Genomic DNA, 14,767 nt, shown 5'->3' with positions numbered 1-14,767 from the left:
GCGGTGCCCTGCTTTCTGTGTCGTTCAGCCCTTGAACCAGCCGGAGGGGGCGGGGGCGAGGTTCTGGTAGATGTGCTTGGCCTCCTGGTACTCGCGCAGCCCGGTCGGGCCCAGCTCGCGTCCGACGCCTGAGCGGCCGAAGCCGCCCCACTCGGCCTGCGGCACGTAGGGGTGGAAGTCGTTGATCCAGACGGTGCCGTGCCGCAGCCGCTGGGCGACGCGCTGGGCGCGGCTCGCCTCGGAGGTCCACACACCGCCGGCAAGGCCACAGCTCGCCCACCGCGGGGCCTCCTTCGCGTCCGGCCGGTGCCGATCGGCTCGACGGTCAGCAACATGGCCCATCGGGCGGGCGGCGGCCACGGGCCACACCGCCGCGACGGCGTCCCGGTGGCCCAGAGGACCCGGGTGGGCTAGGGCCTGTTGCGAAAGTGCCGCCTGCCGCGCGACGCCCGGCCGGTCGCGCGAGTGTGCCGGGGCTGATACCCGGGTCCCGCCCGCCCGGAGGCCATGGAATGTTTTGCGCCTCTTCGCTCCGGCGAGTCCCCCGCCACGCCTCCCCCAATCACCCCGCTCCGCCCCCGTTGCAACGATTCGCCCCTGTACGGAAGTTGACGTAGACCACGCAGTAACATGTCAACTCCGCACCCGAAGCGCACTAGCGTGCGGTGCCGTACCAGGAGGCACCACCATGCGACCGCGACCCCCCGTCAAGGGCCGAGGCGTCGTCAGCGGCACGGGGCTCATCGTCACGTGTCTGGCGGCGACGCTCGCCGCGCTGGTCTTCTCCCTCTGGCCGTACACCGACCGGCCGGGGACGGGACCGGACGTGCTGAGCGCCCAGACCCTGCGCACGAGCTACGGCCCGCTGTCCGCGCTCGACCAGGACTTCCTCGTCAAGGTCCGGCTGGCCGGACTGTGGGAGGTGCCCGCCGGCCGGCAGGCGCGGACGAAGGGGACCACGCCGGCCGTCCGGACGGCGGGTCGGCATCTCGTCGAGGGGCACAGGTTCCTCGACGAACGGGTCCGCGGTGTCGCCTCACGGCTGAACCTCGCCCTGCCGGACGAGCCCAGCGACCAGCAGAAGCAGTGGCTGGGAACCCTGGACGAGGCACAGGGTGCCGAGTACGACCGCCAGTTCGCCAACATCCTGCGACTGGCGCACGGAAGGCTCTTCACGGTCGTCGCCCAGGTCCGCGCCGGCACCCGCAACTCGCTGGTGCGCGACCTCGCCGACGACGCCGGCACGACCATCCTCGACCACATCGAGGTCCTGGAGGCCACCGGTTACGTCGACTTCGACGCCGTGGCCCGCGACATGGCCACCGGGAGCACTCCCCCGACGGCGGTCCCGGCTCCGGCCGCACCGCCGGCTCCGGCCCCGGACCCGGCCTTCACGCTTCCGCCGCCCACCTTCCGCCCGCCGCCCGAACAGTGAAACGGAACGTCACATACCGACAACACTCTGTCCAGATCGTGAACAAGGCATGGCGTTTCCGGGACGGTGTCACATACAAACAACATATGCTCTGGGTTCTTTTCCTGCTGGCGGCCTGGGCCGTGGCCGGCACGGCGTGCACGCGCCTGTGCCTGGCGGCCGTACGCGCCGCGGCCGTTGACACGGACACCGGCCGGATCCATGAACTCACGCTGTACGAGGCCGCGTTCCTCTCCGGCGGCCCCCGGCGGGTCGCCGACGTGACCCTCGTCGCCATGGCGCGCCAGCGCCGGCTGCTCCTGGCCCACACCGGCTGGGCGACGGTCGTCGATCCGCGCGGGCGGGACGAGATCGAGCAGTCGGTCATCGGGGCCATCGGCCCCGATGGGCAGTCCCGGATCGCGCCGGTGCGGGCCACCGCCGCCGCGGCGGACGCGGTGCGCGGTATCGCCGACCGGCTGGTGCGCGCGGGGCTCGCCGTGCCCGACAGCGCCCGTACGACGGTCGCCGCGGCCGTCCGGCAGGTGCGCTCGGCGGCCGTCGCCGTACTCGGTCTCGGCGTCGCCGCGCTGCTGACGCCCGCTCCGCCGGACATGCCGCGTCATCTGGTCGCCCTGTGGTTCGCGCTGCCGCTCGCCCTGACCCTGGGCTCCCTCGCCGTCGCCCGCATCGAGGTCCACCCGTACTCGCGCTGGGCCTCCCCCGCCGGCCAGCGGCTGCTCGGCGCCCTGACCCGGCACGCGGACGGCACCGCCGACGACCGCACGTACCTCACCTCCGTGGCCGTGCGCGGTGTCAGCGCGATCGGCGAGCCGGACCTGCGCGCCGCCTTCACGCACCGCGAGGCACACGACTGACGGACCGGGGGCACACAGGGGCATCGGCGCCGACACCGGCGGACGGTGCTTGCCTTCCCCAACCACCCCACAAAACATCCCTTTTGCCGCCACCGTGCACCGAAGGGATACGCGATGAGAGCCGCCCTCCTCTACTCGGCCGCAGGGTCCTTGCTGCTGAGCGCCCTCACCGCCGCCCCGGACTCCGACGGCGCGAGGACGGCGGCCGAGCTGCGCGGCACCGCGGTGGCCGCCGCACGGGCGGAGGCGGCCGGCATCGACTTCGGCCCCTGTCCCGACGCGCAGGACCTGCCCGGCAGCATGCAGTGCGGCACGGTCACCGTCCCGCTGGACTACGCACAGCCCGACGGCAGGCAGATCGAGCTCACCGTCGGCCGCCCCCGGGCCACGCACAAGGACCCGCACAACAGCAAGCGCGAGGTCCGCCGCCAGGGCGCCCTGGTCTACAACCCGGGCGGCCGGGCGCCTCCGGCCTGTACTTCCCCCTCATCGGCCTGCTCCCCGAGTGGAAGCGGATCGCCGCCGCGTACGATCTCGTCGGCTACGCCCCGCGCGGGGTCGGCCCTTCCGCACCGCTGTCCTGCAAGGACCCCGAGCAGTTCTTCAAGGGTCCCACCCAGGCGCCGACGCACCCCTCGGAGTCGTACAAGAGGGAACGCATCGCACAGACAAAGGCGTACACGCGCGGCTGCGCCGAGCGGGCCGGCGGCGCGCTGCGGCACTACCACTCGCTGAACAACGCCCGCGACCTCGACGTGCTGCGCGCCGCGCTCGGCGAGGAACGGCTGACCTTCATGGGCTCCTCCTACGGCACGTACTTCGGAGCCCTGTACGCGACGCTGTTCCCCTCCTGCGTACGGCGGATGGTGTTCGACTCGGCGGTCGATCCCGACCCGGCGCAGATCTGGTACCGCAACAACCTCGACCAGTCGGCGGCGTTCGAGGACCGATGGAGGGACTTCCGGAGGTGGATCGCCCGGCACGACGACGTGTACGGGCTGGGCAGGACAGCGCGGGAGGTGCGGCGCGGCTACGAGCGGGCGAGCGCCCGGCTGGACGTGGAGCCGGCCGGCGGGAAGGTCGGGCCGGGGCAGTTGCAGGGGGCGTTCCTCCAGGCCGGGTACTACGACGACCAGTGGCCGCACCGGGCACACGCGCTGTCGGCGTACCTCAAGGGCGATCCCGGGCCACTGGTCGAGCAAGCCGAACAGCACCCGGAGGCCGCCGCCGAGGCGGAGAACTCACGCGCGGTCCACGTGGCCGTCGAGTGCAACGACGCCCCCTGGCCGACGGACTGGGAGGTGTGGGACCGGGACAACACCCGGCTCGCGCGGGTGGCGCCCTTCGAGACCTGGGACAACGTGTGGACGAACCTGCCCTGCGCCTACTGGGAGGGACCGCGGCAGCGGCCGCTCGACGTCGGCACCGGGCCGGGCGAACTGCCGCCGACGCTGATCCTGGCCGCCGAGCGGGACGCCGCCACGCCGTACGACGGCGCCCTCGAACTCCACCGCCGCCTCGCGGGCTCGGTCCTGGTGACGGAGCGGGACGCCGGCACGCACGGCCTGGCGGGCGGGCCGAACGCCTGCGTCAACGGCCACATGGAGGCGTATCTGCTGGAGGGCCGGCTGCCGGTACGGCGTACGGACTGCGCCGCGCGTCCGGAGCCGCAGCCGCAGCCGCGGCCGACGGCCCCGGGGAAGCCCGGGGCCGACAGACCGCTCCGCTGATCAGGCCAGACCCGCGACCAGCTCCGCGATGTCCTTGCGGCGGCCCGTGAAGAACGGGACCTCCTCGCGGACGTGCCGCCGGGCCTCCGAGGCGCGCAGGTGGCGCATCAGGTCGACGATGCGGTACAGCTCGTCGGCCTCGAAGGCGAGGAGCCACTCGTAGTCGCCGAGGGAGAACGAGGCGACCGTGTTGGCGCGCACGTCCGGGAAGCCGCGGGCCATCTTGCCGTGGTCGGCGAGCATGCGGCGGCGGTCCTCGTCGGGCAGCAGGTACCAGTCGTAGGAGCGCACGAAGGGATAGACGCTCACGTAGTTGCGGGGCGTCTCGTCGGCGAGGAACGCCGGGATGTGCGAGCGGTTGAACTCGGCGGGGCGGTGCAGCGCCATGTTCGACCACACCGGCGTGAGCGCCCGGCCCAGCTTCGTGCGGCGGAAGAGGTTGTACGCCTCCTGCAGCGCGTCGCTGGTCTCCGCGTGCCACCAGATCATGAGGTCGGCGTCGGCGCGCAGGCCCGAGACGTCGTAGGTGCCGCGGATGGTCACGTCCTTGGCGGCGAGCTGGTCGAACAGCTCCTGGACCTCGTCGGCGTACCCGGCACGGTCCTCGGGGAGCACGTCCTTCAGCTTGAAGACGGACCAGAGCGTGTAGCGGATGACCTCGTTGAGGTCCTTGGCCAGCTTGCCCTTGTTCGGGATGCGGTCGGGCTCGGCGCTGGAGGCCGTGGTGGAGGCGTCGTCACTCATGCTCCTCATTCTCCCGCTCCGCCGTGCAGGCTCTGCACCGGGTGGGCGGTGAGCTCCTGCACCCCCCGCAGGTCACCGTGGATCTGGTCGACGGCGGCGTACGCGCTCGCGATGCACGCCGGGATGCCGACGCCGTCGTACGGCGCGCCGCACACGGCCAGCCCCGGGAGCTTCGCCACGTGCTCGCGGATGCGGGCCACGCGCGCGTGGTGGCCGACGGGGTACTGCGGCAGACCGTCGTCCCAGCGGGTGACGCGGACGGCGACGGGTGTGGCGTCCAGACCGGTCGCCGCCTTCAGGCCGTGCCGGGAGACCGCCACGAGCTCGGTGTCGTCGCGCTGGAGGATCTCCGTCTCGCCGTACCGCCCGACGGAGGTGCGCAGGACGACCAGGTCCGGGTTCTCGTCGGCGATCCAGCCCCACTTCTGCGAGGCGAAGGTGGACGCCTTGATGGTGCGCCCGTCCACCGGCGGCACGAGAAAGCCGCTGCCCTCGGGGAGGGCCGTCTCGGCGCGGCGGTAGGCGAGGGTGACCAGGGCCATGGAGGCGTACTCGACGCCGCCGAGCTCGGCGGCGGCCTCGGGGGACTCGGTGCGCAGGAGCCGGGCGGCCGCGGGAGCGGGGACGGCGAGCACCACCGCGTCCGCGTGCAGCACCCGCTCACCCGTGACCACGCGCCACCCGCCGCCGTCCGCCGCGCTGTGGCTCAGCTCCGTCACCGGCGTCCCCGTGAGGATCTCGCCCCCGCGGGCCCGCACCGACTCGGCCACCGCCAGGGGCAGGGTGCCGACGCCGCCCTGGATGCCCATGAACACCGGGCCGGTCTGCTGGGCGGCGGCAGCCTTCGCCTGGATCTCGCGGACCCCTGCCGTCAGGGAGGTGTGGCTCCGGGCGGCCTGGAAGAGCTGCGGGACGGCCGAACGCATCGAGATGCGGTAGGCGTCGCCCGCGTACACGCCGCCCAGCAGGGGTTCCACCAGGCGGTCGACGACCTCGCGGCCGAGGCGCGCCGCCACGTACTCCCCGACGGCCACGTCGTCGCCGACCTCCGTGCGGGGCAGCTCGGCGTCGCGGTCGATGCGGGCCAGGCCCTCGTCGGACAGCACGCCGGACAGGGCCGCGGCGGTGCCGGGCACGCCCATCACGTGTCCCTTGGGCATCGGGCGCAGCGCGCCCCGGGTCCAGATCGAGGCCGTCGCCGTCGCGGGCGGCTGGAGCCGGTCGGCGAGGCCCACCTCCCGGGCGAGCGCCACCGCCTCGGGGCGGCGGGCCAGCATCGACTCGGCGCCGAGGTCCACGCGGGCGCCCGCGATCTCCCCTGGCAGCAGCTTGCCGCCGACCCGGTCGGAGCCCTCCAGCACGGTCACCCGCGCCCCGCGCTCCAGCAGCCGGTGCGCGGCGGCCAGTCCCGCGATGCCCGCCCCGATGACGACGACCTGCCCCGTGCCCGCACGGGCTTGAACTTCGCGCATGCCCCCAGCCTCTCAGACCCCACTGACAGCGCCGCCGCGCCCCGGTGTCCTTCACGAGTCCCGACCGTGACCGCATCGGAACCGTCCCGGACCAAACGTCCGGCCCCGCCCGGGCGTCGAAGAAGCGTCAGCCGAACCGATCCCCGGGGGAAGCCCACATGCGCACACGACGACCCGCCCGCCGCCCCGTCCCGGCTCTCGCCGCGCTCCTGCTGGCCGCGGCCCTCGCGCTCACCGGATGCAGCGGCGCGGGCGAGGACTCCGCCGGCAGCAGCGCCGCCGACCGGGGAGTCGCCGCCCCGGACGCCGACGGCAAGGCCGGCGCGAACGAGGCCGCCCCCGGCGGCGCCGGAAGTGGAGCCAGGGCGACCGCGCCGGCGAAGCTCCCCACGGCCCACATCATCCGCACGGCCTCACTGACCGTGCAGGTCAAGGACGTCCCGAAGGCCCTGGAGGAGGCCCGCGCCGGCACCGAGAACGCGGGCGGCTACGTCGGCAACGAGACCACCACCCGGGACGCGGAGGGCCACGAGCGCACCCGCGTCGTGCTGCGCGTGCCCGTCGAGAAGTACGACGAGGTCCTCACCGAGCTGGAGGGCGCGGGCAAGCTCCTCGACCGCAGCGCGAAGGCGGAGGACGTCACCGACCAGGTCGTGGACGTGGAGAGCCGGATCAAGTCGCAGCGCGCGAGTGTGGCCCGGATCCGCGAGCTGATGGACCAGGCCACCAAGCTCAGCGACGTGGTGACCCTGGAGGGCGAGCTGAGCACCCGCCAGGCCGACCTGGAGGCGCTGCTCGCGCGCCAGGAGTCCCTGAAGGACCGCACGAGCCTGGCCACCATCACCCTGTCGCTGTCCGAGACCCCGGTGAAGAAGGAGGCGAAGGACGACGCCCCGGGGTTCGTGGACGCGCTCGCGGGTGGCTGGAACGCGTTCGTGACGATGCTGCGCTGGCTCGCGGTGGCACTCGGCGCGGTCCTGCCGTTCGCGGCGGTGGCCGCCCTGCTCACGCTGCTGTGGCTGCGCGTCGTACGCCCCCGCCTCCCGCGCCGCCCGAGCCCCGCGCCCGCCACGAGCGCCCTCGGCCCGCTGCCGACGGCCCGTCCGGCCCCGCGGTCCACGCCCGCGCGGACTCCTGACGAGCAGGACTGAAATGCCGTGCTCCCGTAGCTTGTTCGCATGAACATGAGCCGTACGCGCAGGGAGCGACTGGTCGTGATCGGCGGCGACGCCGCGGGGATGTCCGCGGCGTCGCAGGCACGCCGTCTGAAGGGCCCCGACGAGCTGGAGATCGTGGCGTTCGAACGCGGCCACTTCACGTCGTACTCGGCGTGCGGCATCCCGTACTGGGTGGGCGGCGACGTCCCGGACCGGGACCGGCTCATCGCCCGCACACCCGAGGAGCACCGCGCGCGGGACATCGACCTGCGGCTGCGCACCGAGGTCACGGAGCTCGACCCCGACCGGCAGCGGGTACGCGCGCGTGACCTCGAATCCGGCGCCGAGTCCTGGACGTCGTACGACAAGCTCGTGATCGCCACCGGCGCCCGGCCGATCCGGCCGGACATTCCAGGCATGGACGCCCCCGGGGTGCACGGCGTGCAGACGCTGGACGACGGCCAGGCGCTGCTCGACACTCTGGCACGCACGCGTGGCCGCCGCGCGGTGGTCGTCGGGGCCGGCTACATCGGCGTGGAGATGGCCGAGGCGCTCATCAACCGCGGCTACGAGGTGACGGTCGTCAACCGCGGCAGCGAGCCCATGTCGACCCTCGACCCCGACATGGGCCGCCTGGTGCATGAGGCCATGGAGGGCCTGGGCATCACGATGGTGAACGACGCCGAGGTCACCAAGATCCTCACGGGCGACGACGGACGGGTACGGGCGGTGACGACCCACGACCGCGACTTCCCGGCGGACGTCGTCGTGCTCGGCATCGGCGTCCGCCCCGAAACGACGCTCGCGAAGGCGGCCGGCCTACCCCTCGGTACCCACGACGGCCTCCTCACGGACCGCTCGATGCGGGTGCGCGGGCACGAGAACATCTGGGCGGGCGGCGACTGCGTCGAGGTCCTCGACCTGGTCTCCGGCCAGCAACGGCACATCGCGCTCGGCACCCACGCCAACAAGCACGGCCAGGTCATCGGCACCAATGCGGGCGGCGGCTACGCCACCTTCCCGGGCGTGGTCGGCACGGCGGTCAGCAAGGTCTGCGACCTGGAGATCGCGCGCACGGGACTGCGCGAGAAGGACGCCCACCGCGTGGGCCTGCGCTTCGAGGCGGTCACCATCGAGTCGACCAGTCGCGCGGGCTACTACCCGGAAGCCTCCCTCATGACGGTCAAGATGCTCGCCGAACACCGCACGGGCCGCCTCCTCGGCGTCCAGATCGTCGGCCGGGAGGGCGCGGGCAAGCGAGTCGACATCGCGGCGGTCGCCCTCACCGCGGGCATGACGGCAGAACAGATGACGACCCTGGACCTGGGCTACGCCCCACCGTTCTCGCCCGTCTGGGACCCGGTCCTGGTAGCGGCCCGCAAGGCGGCGGCGAAGGTGCGCAAAACATCGTAGGGACGGGGGGGGACAACGCCCGTCGGCGAGCCCCCTACGCGGTCCCAGCCGTCCCATTGATCCGGTCAATGGCCTGGCGAGCCTGCTCCGCGGGCGGCCGAGACGGCAAGGACGACACCGACGCCGAGGCCGAAACCGCCGGCGGCTGCTCCCCCGCCGGTTTCGCATGCGCGGCAACCCTGGACGACCGCAACCGGTGGCTCACCGCCTCCTCCAGCGTCACGGGCCGCCGCATCTGGGTCGCCAGCCGCCCGGCCTCCTGGCCGAGGCGGGCCACGTCCTCCCAGGGCAGCCGCACCACCAGCGTCAGCTCCGCCTCACCGTCGGGCAGGGCGTGCATCGCAGGAGTAACTCGGTCGTTCATCGCCTGTTCCTCACGTCGGCCCCGCGACCCGCCTTCCCCGCGCCGCGGGCGGTTGCCGACACATACGCACGGCCGGACGACTGCGTTCACCGCCGCACCCGATTCACGGGCGACTCGTGCAGTGTCTCCAGGTGTATCCGCCCGTCAGCCGGTCATGGCCAGCCGCAGCCCCAGTCCGACGATGACCGTGCCCGTGATCCGGTCCAGCACGCGGCGTGCCGCGGGACTCTGGAGCCGGACGCGCAGGGCGCGGGCGCAGCCGATGAGGGCCACCGACCAGACCAGGCCCAGGGCGATGTGCACCGAGGCGAGCAGCACGCCGGTGGTGAAGTGGGGTGCGCCGGCGGGGATGAACTGCGGCAGCACGGCGACGTAGAAGACGCCCACCTTGGGGTTGAGCAGGTTGGTGAACGCGCCCTGACGCCATCCCTCCCCCAGGCTGTTGCGCACGGTCACCTCGCCGGGCGCGTCCCCGGCCGTCGAGCCCCGGCGGCGCAGCGTGTCCACCAGCATGCGTCCGCCGAGCCACAGGAGGTACACGACGCCCGCCCAGCGCAGGATCTCGTACGCCGCCCGGGAGGCGGTGATCAGGGCCGTGAGCCCGAGGGAGGTGAGGACGCCCCACACCAGGACGCCGGTCTGAACTCCCAGAACCACGCCCCAGGCCCTGCGGTGGCGGCCGAGCGCGGCGGTCCGCAGGATGAGCGCGGTGTCGATGCCCGGCGTGAGGGTGAGCACCCCGACGACCAGGACGAAGGACCACAGTGCGGAGTCAGGGGCCATGGCCGTGCGGGGGGCCTTCCGTGGGCAGCAGCAGGACGTAACGGAGCTCCTGCCGGTAGGCGGGGAGCAGGACCTGTGAGGTGACGGTGATCGTCTCGGGGGAGACGTGGGGCAGGCGCAGTTCATAGCGGTGCCCGTGCCGGTAGGCGAGGACCTTCGGGCTGCGGTCCCACAGTCCGCGGCACACCGGGTCGTCCAGGACGGCGTCGCGCAGCGCGGCGAGGTTCTCGTCGTCGGGACGGGTCACCAGCGCGAAACGCAGCAGGGCGAGGTACTGCGCGGCGTGCCGCGGCCAGTCCACGATCTGCTCGCGGGCCGTGGCGGTGGTCAGTGCCCAGCGCATGAGGTTGGCTCCCGGTTCACGGACCCAGGGGAACCAGTGGGCCATGGCCGCGTTGTGGTCGAGGACGTTCCACGCCCGGTCGGTGAGGTAACTGGGGAACTCGGTCTGCGCCGAGGCGAGTTCGGCCAGCTCGTCCATGAAGTCCGGCGGGCCTTCGTCCTCGTCCGACTGTCCGCCGGCCCCGGCGAGCGCGTGCCCGTACAGCGCCATGCGTTCGTCGGGGCCGAGCAGCAGAGCCCGGGAAAGGCGTTCGAGCACCTCGGTGGAGAGCGGTACGCGCATGCCGGTCTCGAGATTCCGATACCAGCGCTCACTCACACACATGCGGTCGGCTACTTCTTTTTGGGGTAATGGTCTCCCCCTGTTCATTTTGCTTCCCGCTTCCACCCGCCAAGCGCGTAGCAGATCCGGCAGCATACCGGTGCCGCATTTGTTGTCCGACACGGAAGAAACAGACTGGGTGCGACGTGACACTGCTCGGAAACACTCCCTCTGCGTATCGCCGGGAGAACACACCGTAACAAGGCCGGGGGTGACTCGCGAAAGCGGGTCGGCAAGAAGTGAAGGCCGCCACGCCGGTGTCCGGAGTCCGCTCGGGTACATATGCCCTGCTCGGCGCGGTAAGACCGGGGAACCGGCAGAAAATTGCCGGTCCTCGACCGGTCGCCCGCCCTGTTCCGAGGTGCTCTTCCGAGAATTCCAGGACTGCAAAGCAACGGCAAAAAGCTGCCGGTTGACGGACGTTGTCGGCCGCTGACAGCATCACCGACGTGTGCCGCTCACCTATCCATCGCGGAACAGTTGCATACGATCCGTCCGGGCCTGAGAACCGGATTCCAGACCGCATTCCGCGCGACATTCACTGCGCCGTTCAGTTCGCGTCCGTTCGCCATTCCAGCTCGCCACCCAGACATCCGGCGACCGTTTCCCCGCCGCATACCGCATACCCATAGGCAGGCGTCCACGCAGCAATTATCCGCTGCCCAACCCCTTCGAACACGTCGAACGCTTCGAACCCCAGGAGTACGCATGACCGTCTCCACCGCCGAGCCCGGCACGTTCACCGGATCCCCCCTCCCCGGGGACAGCAGCAGTCTGCACCGGGTGGTCCAGGACCTCGCCCGGGGCGTGCGGACCGCCCACCCCGTGCGGGACACCCTCGCCAACCAGGAGCTGGCGAAGGTTCTCTCGTCCTGGGACTCCTCGCCCGCTCCCGTGCACCCGGACGCGCTCGTCGCTCCCCTCTTCCCCGAGCCGTCGCGTGCGGCGGGGGTCCCCTTCCTGCCGAAGGAGCGGCTCCTGTCGCGGGAGGAGAAGAGCGCCGCCGCCGACGCCTTCACGCGGGTGCTGGAGAGCTGCGAGTTCACGAGCGGTCCCGCCGTCACCGCCTTCGAGGACGCCGTCGCCGACTACGTGGCCCTGCCCTGCGCCGTCGCGACCGGCAGTGGGACCGACGCGCTCGTCATCGCTCTGCGTACGGTGGGGGTCGGGCCGGGTGACGAGGTGATCATGCCGGCCAACAGCTTCGCCGCCACCGAGAACGCGGTCTTCGCCTGCGGTGCCGTGCCCGTGCTCGCCGACGTGACCCGGCCGGACGGCAACCTGGACCCGGAGTCGGTGGCGGAGCGGATCACTCCGCGCACCGTGGCCGTCCTTCCCGTCCATCTGTACGGCAAGCTCGCCGACATGGCGGGGCTGCGTGCCGTCGCCGACCGGCATGGTCTGCGGATCGTCGAGGACGCCTGCCAGGCGCTCGGGGTGACCGGTGCGGGGCAGTACTCCGACGCGGCCGCCCTCAGTTTCAACCCGTACAAGAACGTCGGGCTGTGCGGGAAGGCCGGTGCCGTCGTCACCGGCTCGGCCGAGATCGCCGAGCGCTGCCGGGTGATCGGCTACCACGGCTTCGAGCCGGGCCGGAAGAACGTCAAGTGCGAGGCGTTCGGGCTCAACGCGCGCATCGACAACACCATGGCCGCGATCGGTCTGGCCCTGCTGCCCTGGGCCAGTCTGCGCGGGCTGCGGCGCACCTATCTCGCCCGGCGCTATGTGGACGCGCTCCGCCCCCTCGCCGAGGAGGGCGTGCTCGAAGCGCCCGCTTTCGCTCCCGACCACTCCTGGCACCTGTTCCCCGTGCTGCCGGCCGGCGGTGCGGCGGCCCGCGACGCGCTGCTGGAGGACCTGGCGCGGAGGAGCCGGGTGGAGTCGGACGTCTACTACCCCGTCCTGACGCACCGGCAGGAGACACCGGTGCGCGAGCGGCTCTTCGGGCAGGCGCACCTGCCGCGGACCGAGTGGCTGCACAACCGGGTGCTGCACCTGCCGCTGCACGCGGGTCTGTCCCTCGGCGAGCAGGACCGCGTGGTCGAAGCCCTGTACGCGGCGACTCGCCGGGTCCGGTGACGGCATGACCGACACCCTGCCGTTCGACGCCACCGGCGGCCCGGCCCCAAGCCCGCCGCCCCACCTGCGCCTGCCGGAGCCGGCGGGCTGGGCCGCGTTCTCCGACTTCGACGAGACCTACCTGGCCCATGCCGCGACCCCTGGGCAACGGGCCCACCTCGCCGCGCTGGAGGAGTTCCTGCTGACGGAGGCCGTGGAGCACGGTCTGCTGTTCGGCTGGGTCACCGGCAGCTCGCTGGCCTCCGTGCGGGAGAAGATGGCGCGCTGCGGCGCCCGTGTCCTGCCGCACTTCGTGGCCGGCGCGCTGGGCACCGAGCTGACGTTCTTCCCCGACGGCGTCGCCCGCCCGGACCCCGAGTGGCGGCAACTGCTGCGGGACAGCGGATTCGACCGGGACCGGATCACGAAGGCCGTGGACCGTCTCGCCCGGCACGGAGTCGAGCTGTTCCCGCAGAACGCCCCGCACACCGGGAACCCGACCGAGTTCCTGGTCAACTACTACTTCCGCTCGCTCGGCGACCCGCGGCGCGACGAGCAGAGCCTGGACCGCGTGCGCGACCTCGCCCGCGAGCACGGCCTCGGGCTCAACATCAGCCGCTGCAACCCCGCCACCGGGGACCCCGCCGACTGCTACGACGTCGACTTCCTCCCGCCGGTGTGCGGCAAGCGCAACGTCGTCCGGCACTTGTGCGCGCGCTTCGGCGTCGCGCCGGAACGGACCCTCGCGTTCGGCGACAGCGGCAACGACCTGGAGATGCTGGGCGCCGTGGGCCACGGCTACCTCGTCGCCAACTGCACGCCCGAGGCCAGGAGCCGCTTCCCGCAGGTGTCACCGCACCCGCACGCCCAGGCCCTCCTCACCGCCTTCCGTCACCACCTCCGCCGCTGAACCGCTTCCCCCGGTCCGGCGAGTCCGGGCCGGAGGGCCGTCCCCGAGAGAGGTAGACCATGCAGACAGGAATCATCGGCGCCGGCGGCATCGCCCTCGCCCACCTGCGCGCCGCCGAGACCGTCCCCGGCGTCGAACCGGCCGGTGTGTACGACGTGCTGCCGGACAAGGCAGCGGAGCTGGCCGAGCGCTTCGGCTGCCCCGTCTTCTCCTCGACGACCGAGCTGTACCGGCACGTCGACGCCGTCGTCATCGCCTCGCCCAACCACACGCACGCCGACTACGCCGAGGAGGCCGTCCGGCACGGCAGGCACGTGCTGTGCGAGAAACCGATGACGACCACGGTGGCGGAGGCCGAGCGCATCACCGCGCTGGCCGAGGAGAGCGGCCTGGTGTGCGCCATGGGCTTCAACTACCGCTATCTGGAGGCCATCGGCGAGATCAGGAACCTGGTACGGAGCGGGGAGCTGGGCGCCATCCTCTTCGCGGAGGCCGGTTTCCGGCGCGGCAGCGCCCTGACCCGCTCCCGTTTCACCTGGCGGGACAGCGCCCTGGGCCGTTCCACCAGCGGCTCCCTCGGCGACCTGGGCGTGCATCTGGTCGACATGCTCGACCGCCTCTTCGACAGCCCGGTCGACAGCACGAGCTGCCGCACCAAGCTCCAGGTCAACGTGCCGCAGAAGGAGGGCCAGGACGTCCAGGTCGACGACTACGCCTTCGTCAGCGGCCGTCTGGAGAACGGCACCTTCTTCAACCTGGTCACCTCCAAGTCCTCGCTACCGGAGGAGCTCGGCTTCTCGTTGAAGATCATCGGCGACCGCAAGGAGCTGTACTACCACTCCAAGGACGACACGACGTACTTCCTGAAGTCCCGTGTCACCTGGGAGCAGGGCACGTTCGCCCGCGAGGAGACGCTCGCCTCGCCGCCCGGTGAGGTGCCCGGCTGGAGCGACACCTTCCGGCACCAGCTGCGGGAGTGGCGCGACGCGGTCACCGCGCGGGACACCGGCACCGTGCGGAGCGCCGACAGCGCCCTGGCCGGCTTCGGCGACGGCCTGCGCAGCCAGCGGGTGCTGGAGCGCCTGCTGGCGGGCGACCAGCAGTACGAGCTCGCCTCTTCGGTGACCTCGTGACACCGCGCGACGCACACGGCAAGGGCGCCACAGGGAAGAGGAACGTC

At 72.4% G+C, this 14,767-nt stretch carries 13 protein-coding genes and 2 pseudogenes; 8 read left to right on the top strand and 7 right to left on the bottom strand.

Translation table 11 applies throughout. The features are described from left to right. Positions 1–24 precede the first annotated feature (24 nt). Positions 25–267: pseudogene (locus tag ACZ6TU_RS31645) on the bottom strand (aldehyde dehydrogenase family protein); the annotation flags it as partial. Between the two features lie 421 nt (positions 268–688). On the opposite strand from ACZ6TU_RS31645, the gene ACZ6TU_RS31640 reads away from it, so the two are divergent. Further along, entirely contained in the window at positions 689–1,435 is a 747-nt protein-coding gene (locus ACZ6TU_RS31640) for a DUF4142 domain-containing protein (protein WP_469552385.1), read from the top strand. Between the two features lie 86 nt (positions 1,436–1,521). Beyond that, complete coding sequence (locus ACZ6TU_RS31635) at positions 1,522–2,292, top strand: TIGR04222 domain-containing membrane protein (RefSeq protein WP_467669291.1); 771 nt, start codon at positions 1,522–1,524, stop codon at positions 2,290–2,292. Positions 2,293–2,423: 131 nt separating this feature from the next. Here the strand turns inward: ACZ6TU_RS31635 and ACZ6TU_RS31630 are convergent, their stop codons facing one another. Continuing rightward, complete coding sequence (locus ACZ6TU_RS31630) at positions 2,424–2,549, bottom strand: hypothetical protein (RefSeq protein WP_467670332.1); 126 nt, start codon at positions 2,547–2,549, stop codon at positions 2,424–2,426. On the opposite strand from ACZ6TU_RS31630, the pseudogene ACZ6TU_RS31625 reads away from it, so the two are divergent. Continuing rightward, positions 2,503–4,022 (top strand): annotated as a pseudogene (locus tag ACZ6TU_RS31625) (alpha/beta hydrolase). The gene ACZ6TU_RS31630 and the pseudogene ACZ6TU_RS31625 overlap by 47 nt on opposite strands. Here ACZ6TU_RS31625 and hemQ read toward each other — a convergent pair. Beyond that, the gene (gene hemQ / locus ACZ6TU_RS31620) at positions 4,023–4,766 is read right to left on the bottom strand and encodes a hydrogen peroxide-dependent heme synthase (RefSeq protein ID WP_467669289.1); all 744 of its coding nucleotides are present in this window, start codon (positions 4,764–4,766) and stop codon (positions 4,023–4,025) included. 5 nt (positions 4,767–4,771) lie between these two features. Then, positions 4,772–6,238 carry a protoporphyrinogen oxidase gene (hemG, locus tag ACZ6TU_RS31615; RefSeq protein ID WP_467669287.1) on the bottom strand — a complete coding sequence of 489 codons (1,467 nt, stop codon included), beginning with the start codon at positions 6,236–6,238 and terminating at the stop codon, positions 4,772–4,774. Positions 6,239–6,396: 158 nt separating this feature from the next. Here hemG and ACZ6TU_RS31610 point away from each other — a divergent pair, with 158 nt between their 5' ends. Together ACZ6TU_RS31610 and ACZ6TU_RS31605 are read left to right on the top strand one after the other, a co-directional pair. After that, complete coding sequence (locus tag ACZ6TU_RS31610; protein WP_467669285.1) at positions 6,397–7,389, top strand: DUF4349 domain-containing protein; 993 nt, start codon at positions 6,397–6,399, stop codon at positions 7,387–7,389. Positions 7,390–7,416: 27 nt separating this feature from the next. Continuing rightward, a complete protein-coding gene (locus tag ACZ6TU_RS31605) occupies positions 7,417–8,808 on the top strand; it encodes an FAD-dependent oxidoreductase (RefSeq protein ID WP_467669283.1) in 1,392 nt (463 codons plus the stop codon). A gap of 34 nt (positions 8,809–8,842) precedes the next feature. Here the strand turns inward: ACZ6TU_RS31605 and ACZ6TU_RS31600 are convergent, their stop codons facing one another. From ACZ6TU_RS31600 to ACZ6TU_RS31590, 3 genes are all read right to left on the bottom strand, one after another. Continuing rightward, positions 8,843–9,172: a hypothetical protein gene (locus tag ACZ6TU_RS31600; RefSeq protein ID WP_467669281.1), complete on the bottom strand. Its 330-nt coding sequence runs from the start codon at positions 9,170–9,172 to the stop codon at positions 8,843–8,845. 144 nt (positions 9,173–9,316) lie between these two features. Continuing rightward, the gene (locus ACZ6TU_RS31595; RefSeq protein WP_467669279.1) at positions 9,317–9,955 is read right to left on the bottom strand and encodes a LysE family translocator; all 639 of its coding nucleotides are present in this window, start codon (positions 9,953–9,955) and stop codon (positions 9,317–9,319) included. Then, entirely contained in the window at positions 9,945–10,715 is a 771-nt protein-coding gene (locus ACZ6TU_RS31590; RefSeq protein ID WP_467670273.1) for a helix-turn-helix domain-containing protein, read from the bottom strand. Before ACZ6TU_RS31590 ends, ACZ6TU_RS31595 begins: the two co-directional genes overlap by 11 nt. 612 nt (positions 10,716–11,327) lie before the next feature. On the opposite strand from ACZ6TU_RS31590, the gene ACZ6TU_RS31585 reads away from it, so the two are divergent. Genes ACZ6TU_RS31585 through ACZ6TU_RS31575 form a run of 3 tightly spaced genes read left to right on the top strand, consistent with a single transcriptional unit; the run spans position 11,328 to position 14,720 of the window. Then, positions 11,328–12,698: a DegT/DnrJ/EryC1/StrS family aminotransferase gene (locus ACZ6TU_RS31585; protein ID WP_467669277.1), complete on the top strand. Its 1,371-nt coding sequence runs from the start codon at positions 11,328–11,330 to the stop codon at positions 12,696–12,698. A 4-nt stretch (positions 12,699–12,702) separates the two neighbouring features. Next, on the top strand, positions 12,703–13,587 hold the full coding sequence (locus ACZ6TU_RS31580) for an HAD-IIB family hydrolase (protein WP_467669275.1): 885 nt from the start codon (positions 12,703–12,705) through the stop codon (positions 13,585–13,587). A gap of 59 nt (positions 13,588–13,646) precedes the next feature. Further along, entirely contained in the window at positions 13,647–14,720 is a 1,074-nt protein-coding gene (locus tag ACZ6TU_RS31575; RefSeq protein WP_467669273.1) for a Gfo/Idh/MocA family protein, read from the top strand. Positions 14,721–14,767 lie beyond the last annotated feature (47 nt).

The organism is Streptomyces sp. NPDC052064, from assembly GCF_055585925.1.
The sequence above is the reverse complement of the archived record's forward strand: the minus strand, read 5'-3'. Positions and strand labels throughout refer to the sequence as shown.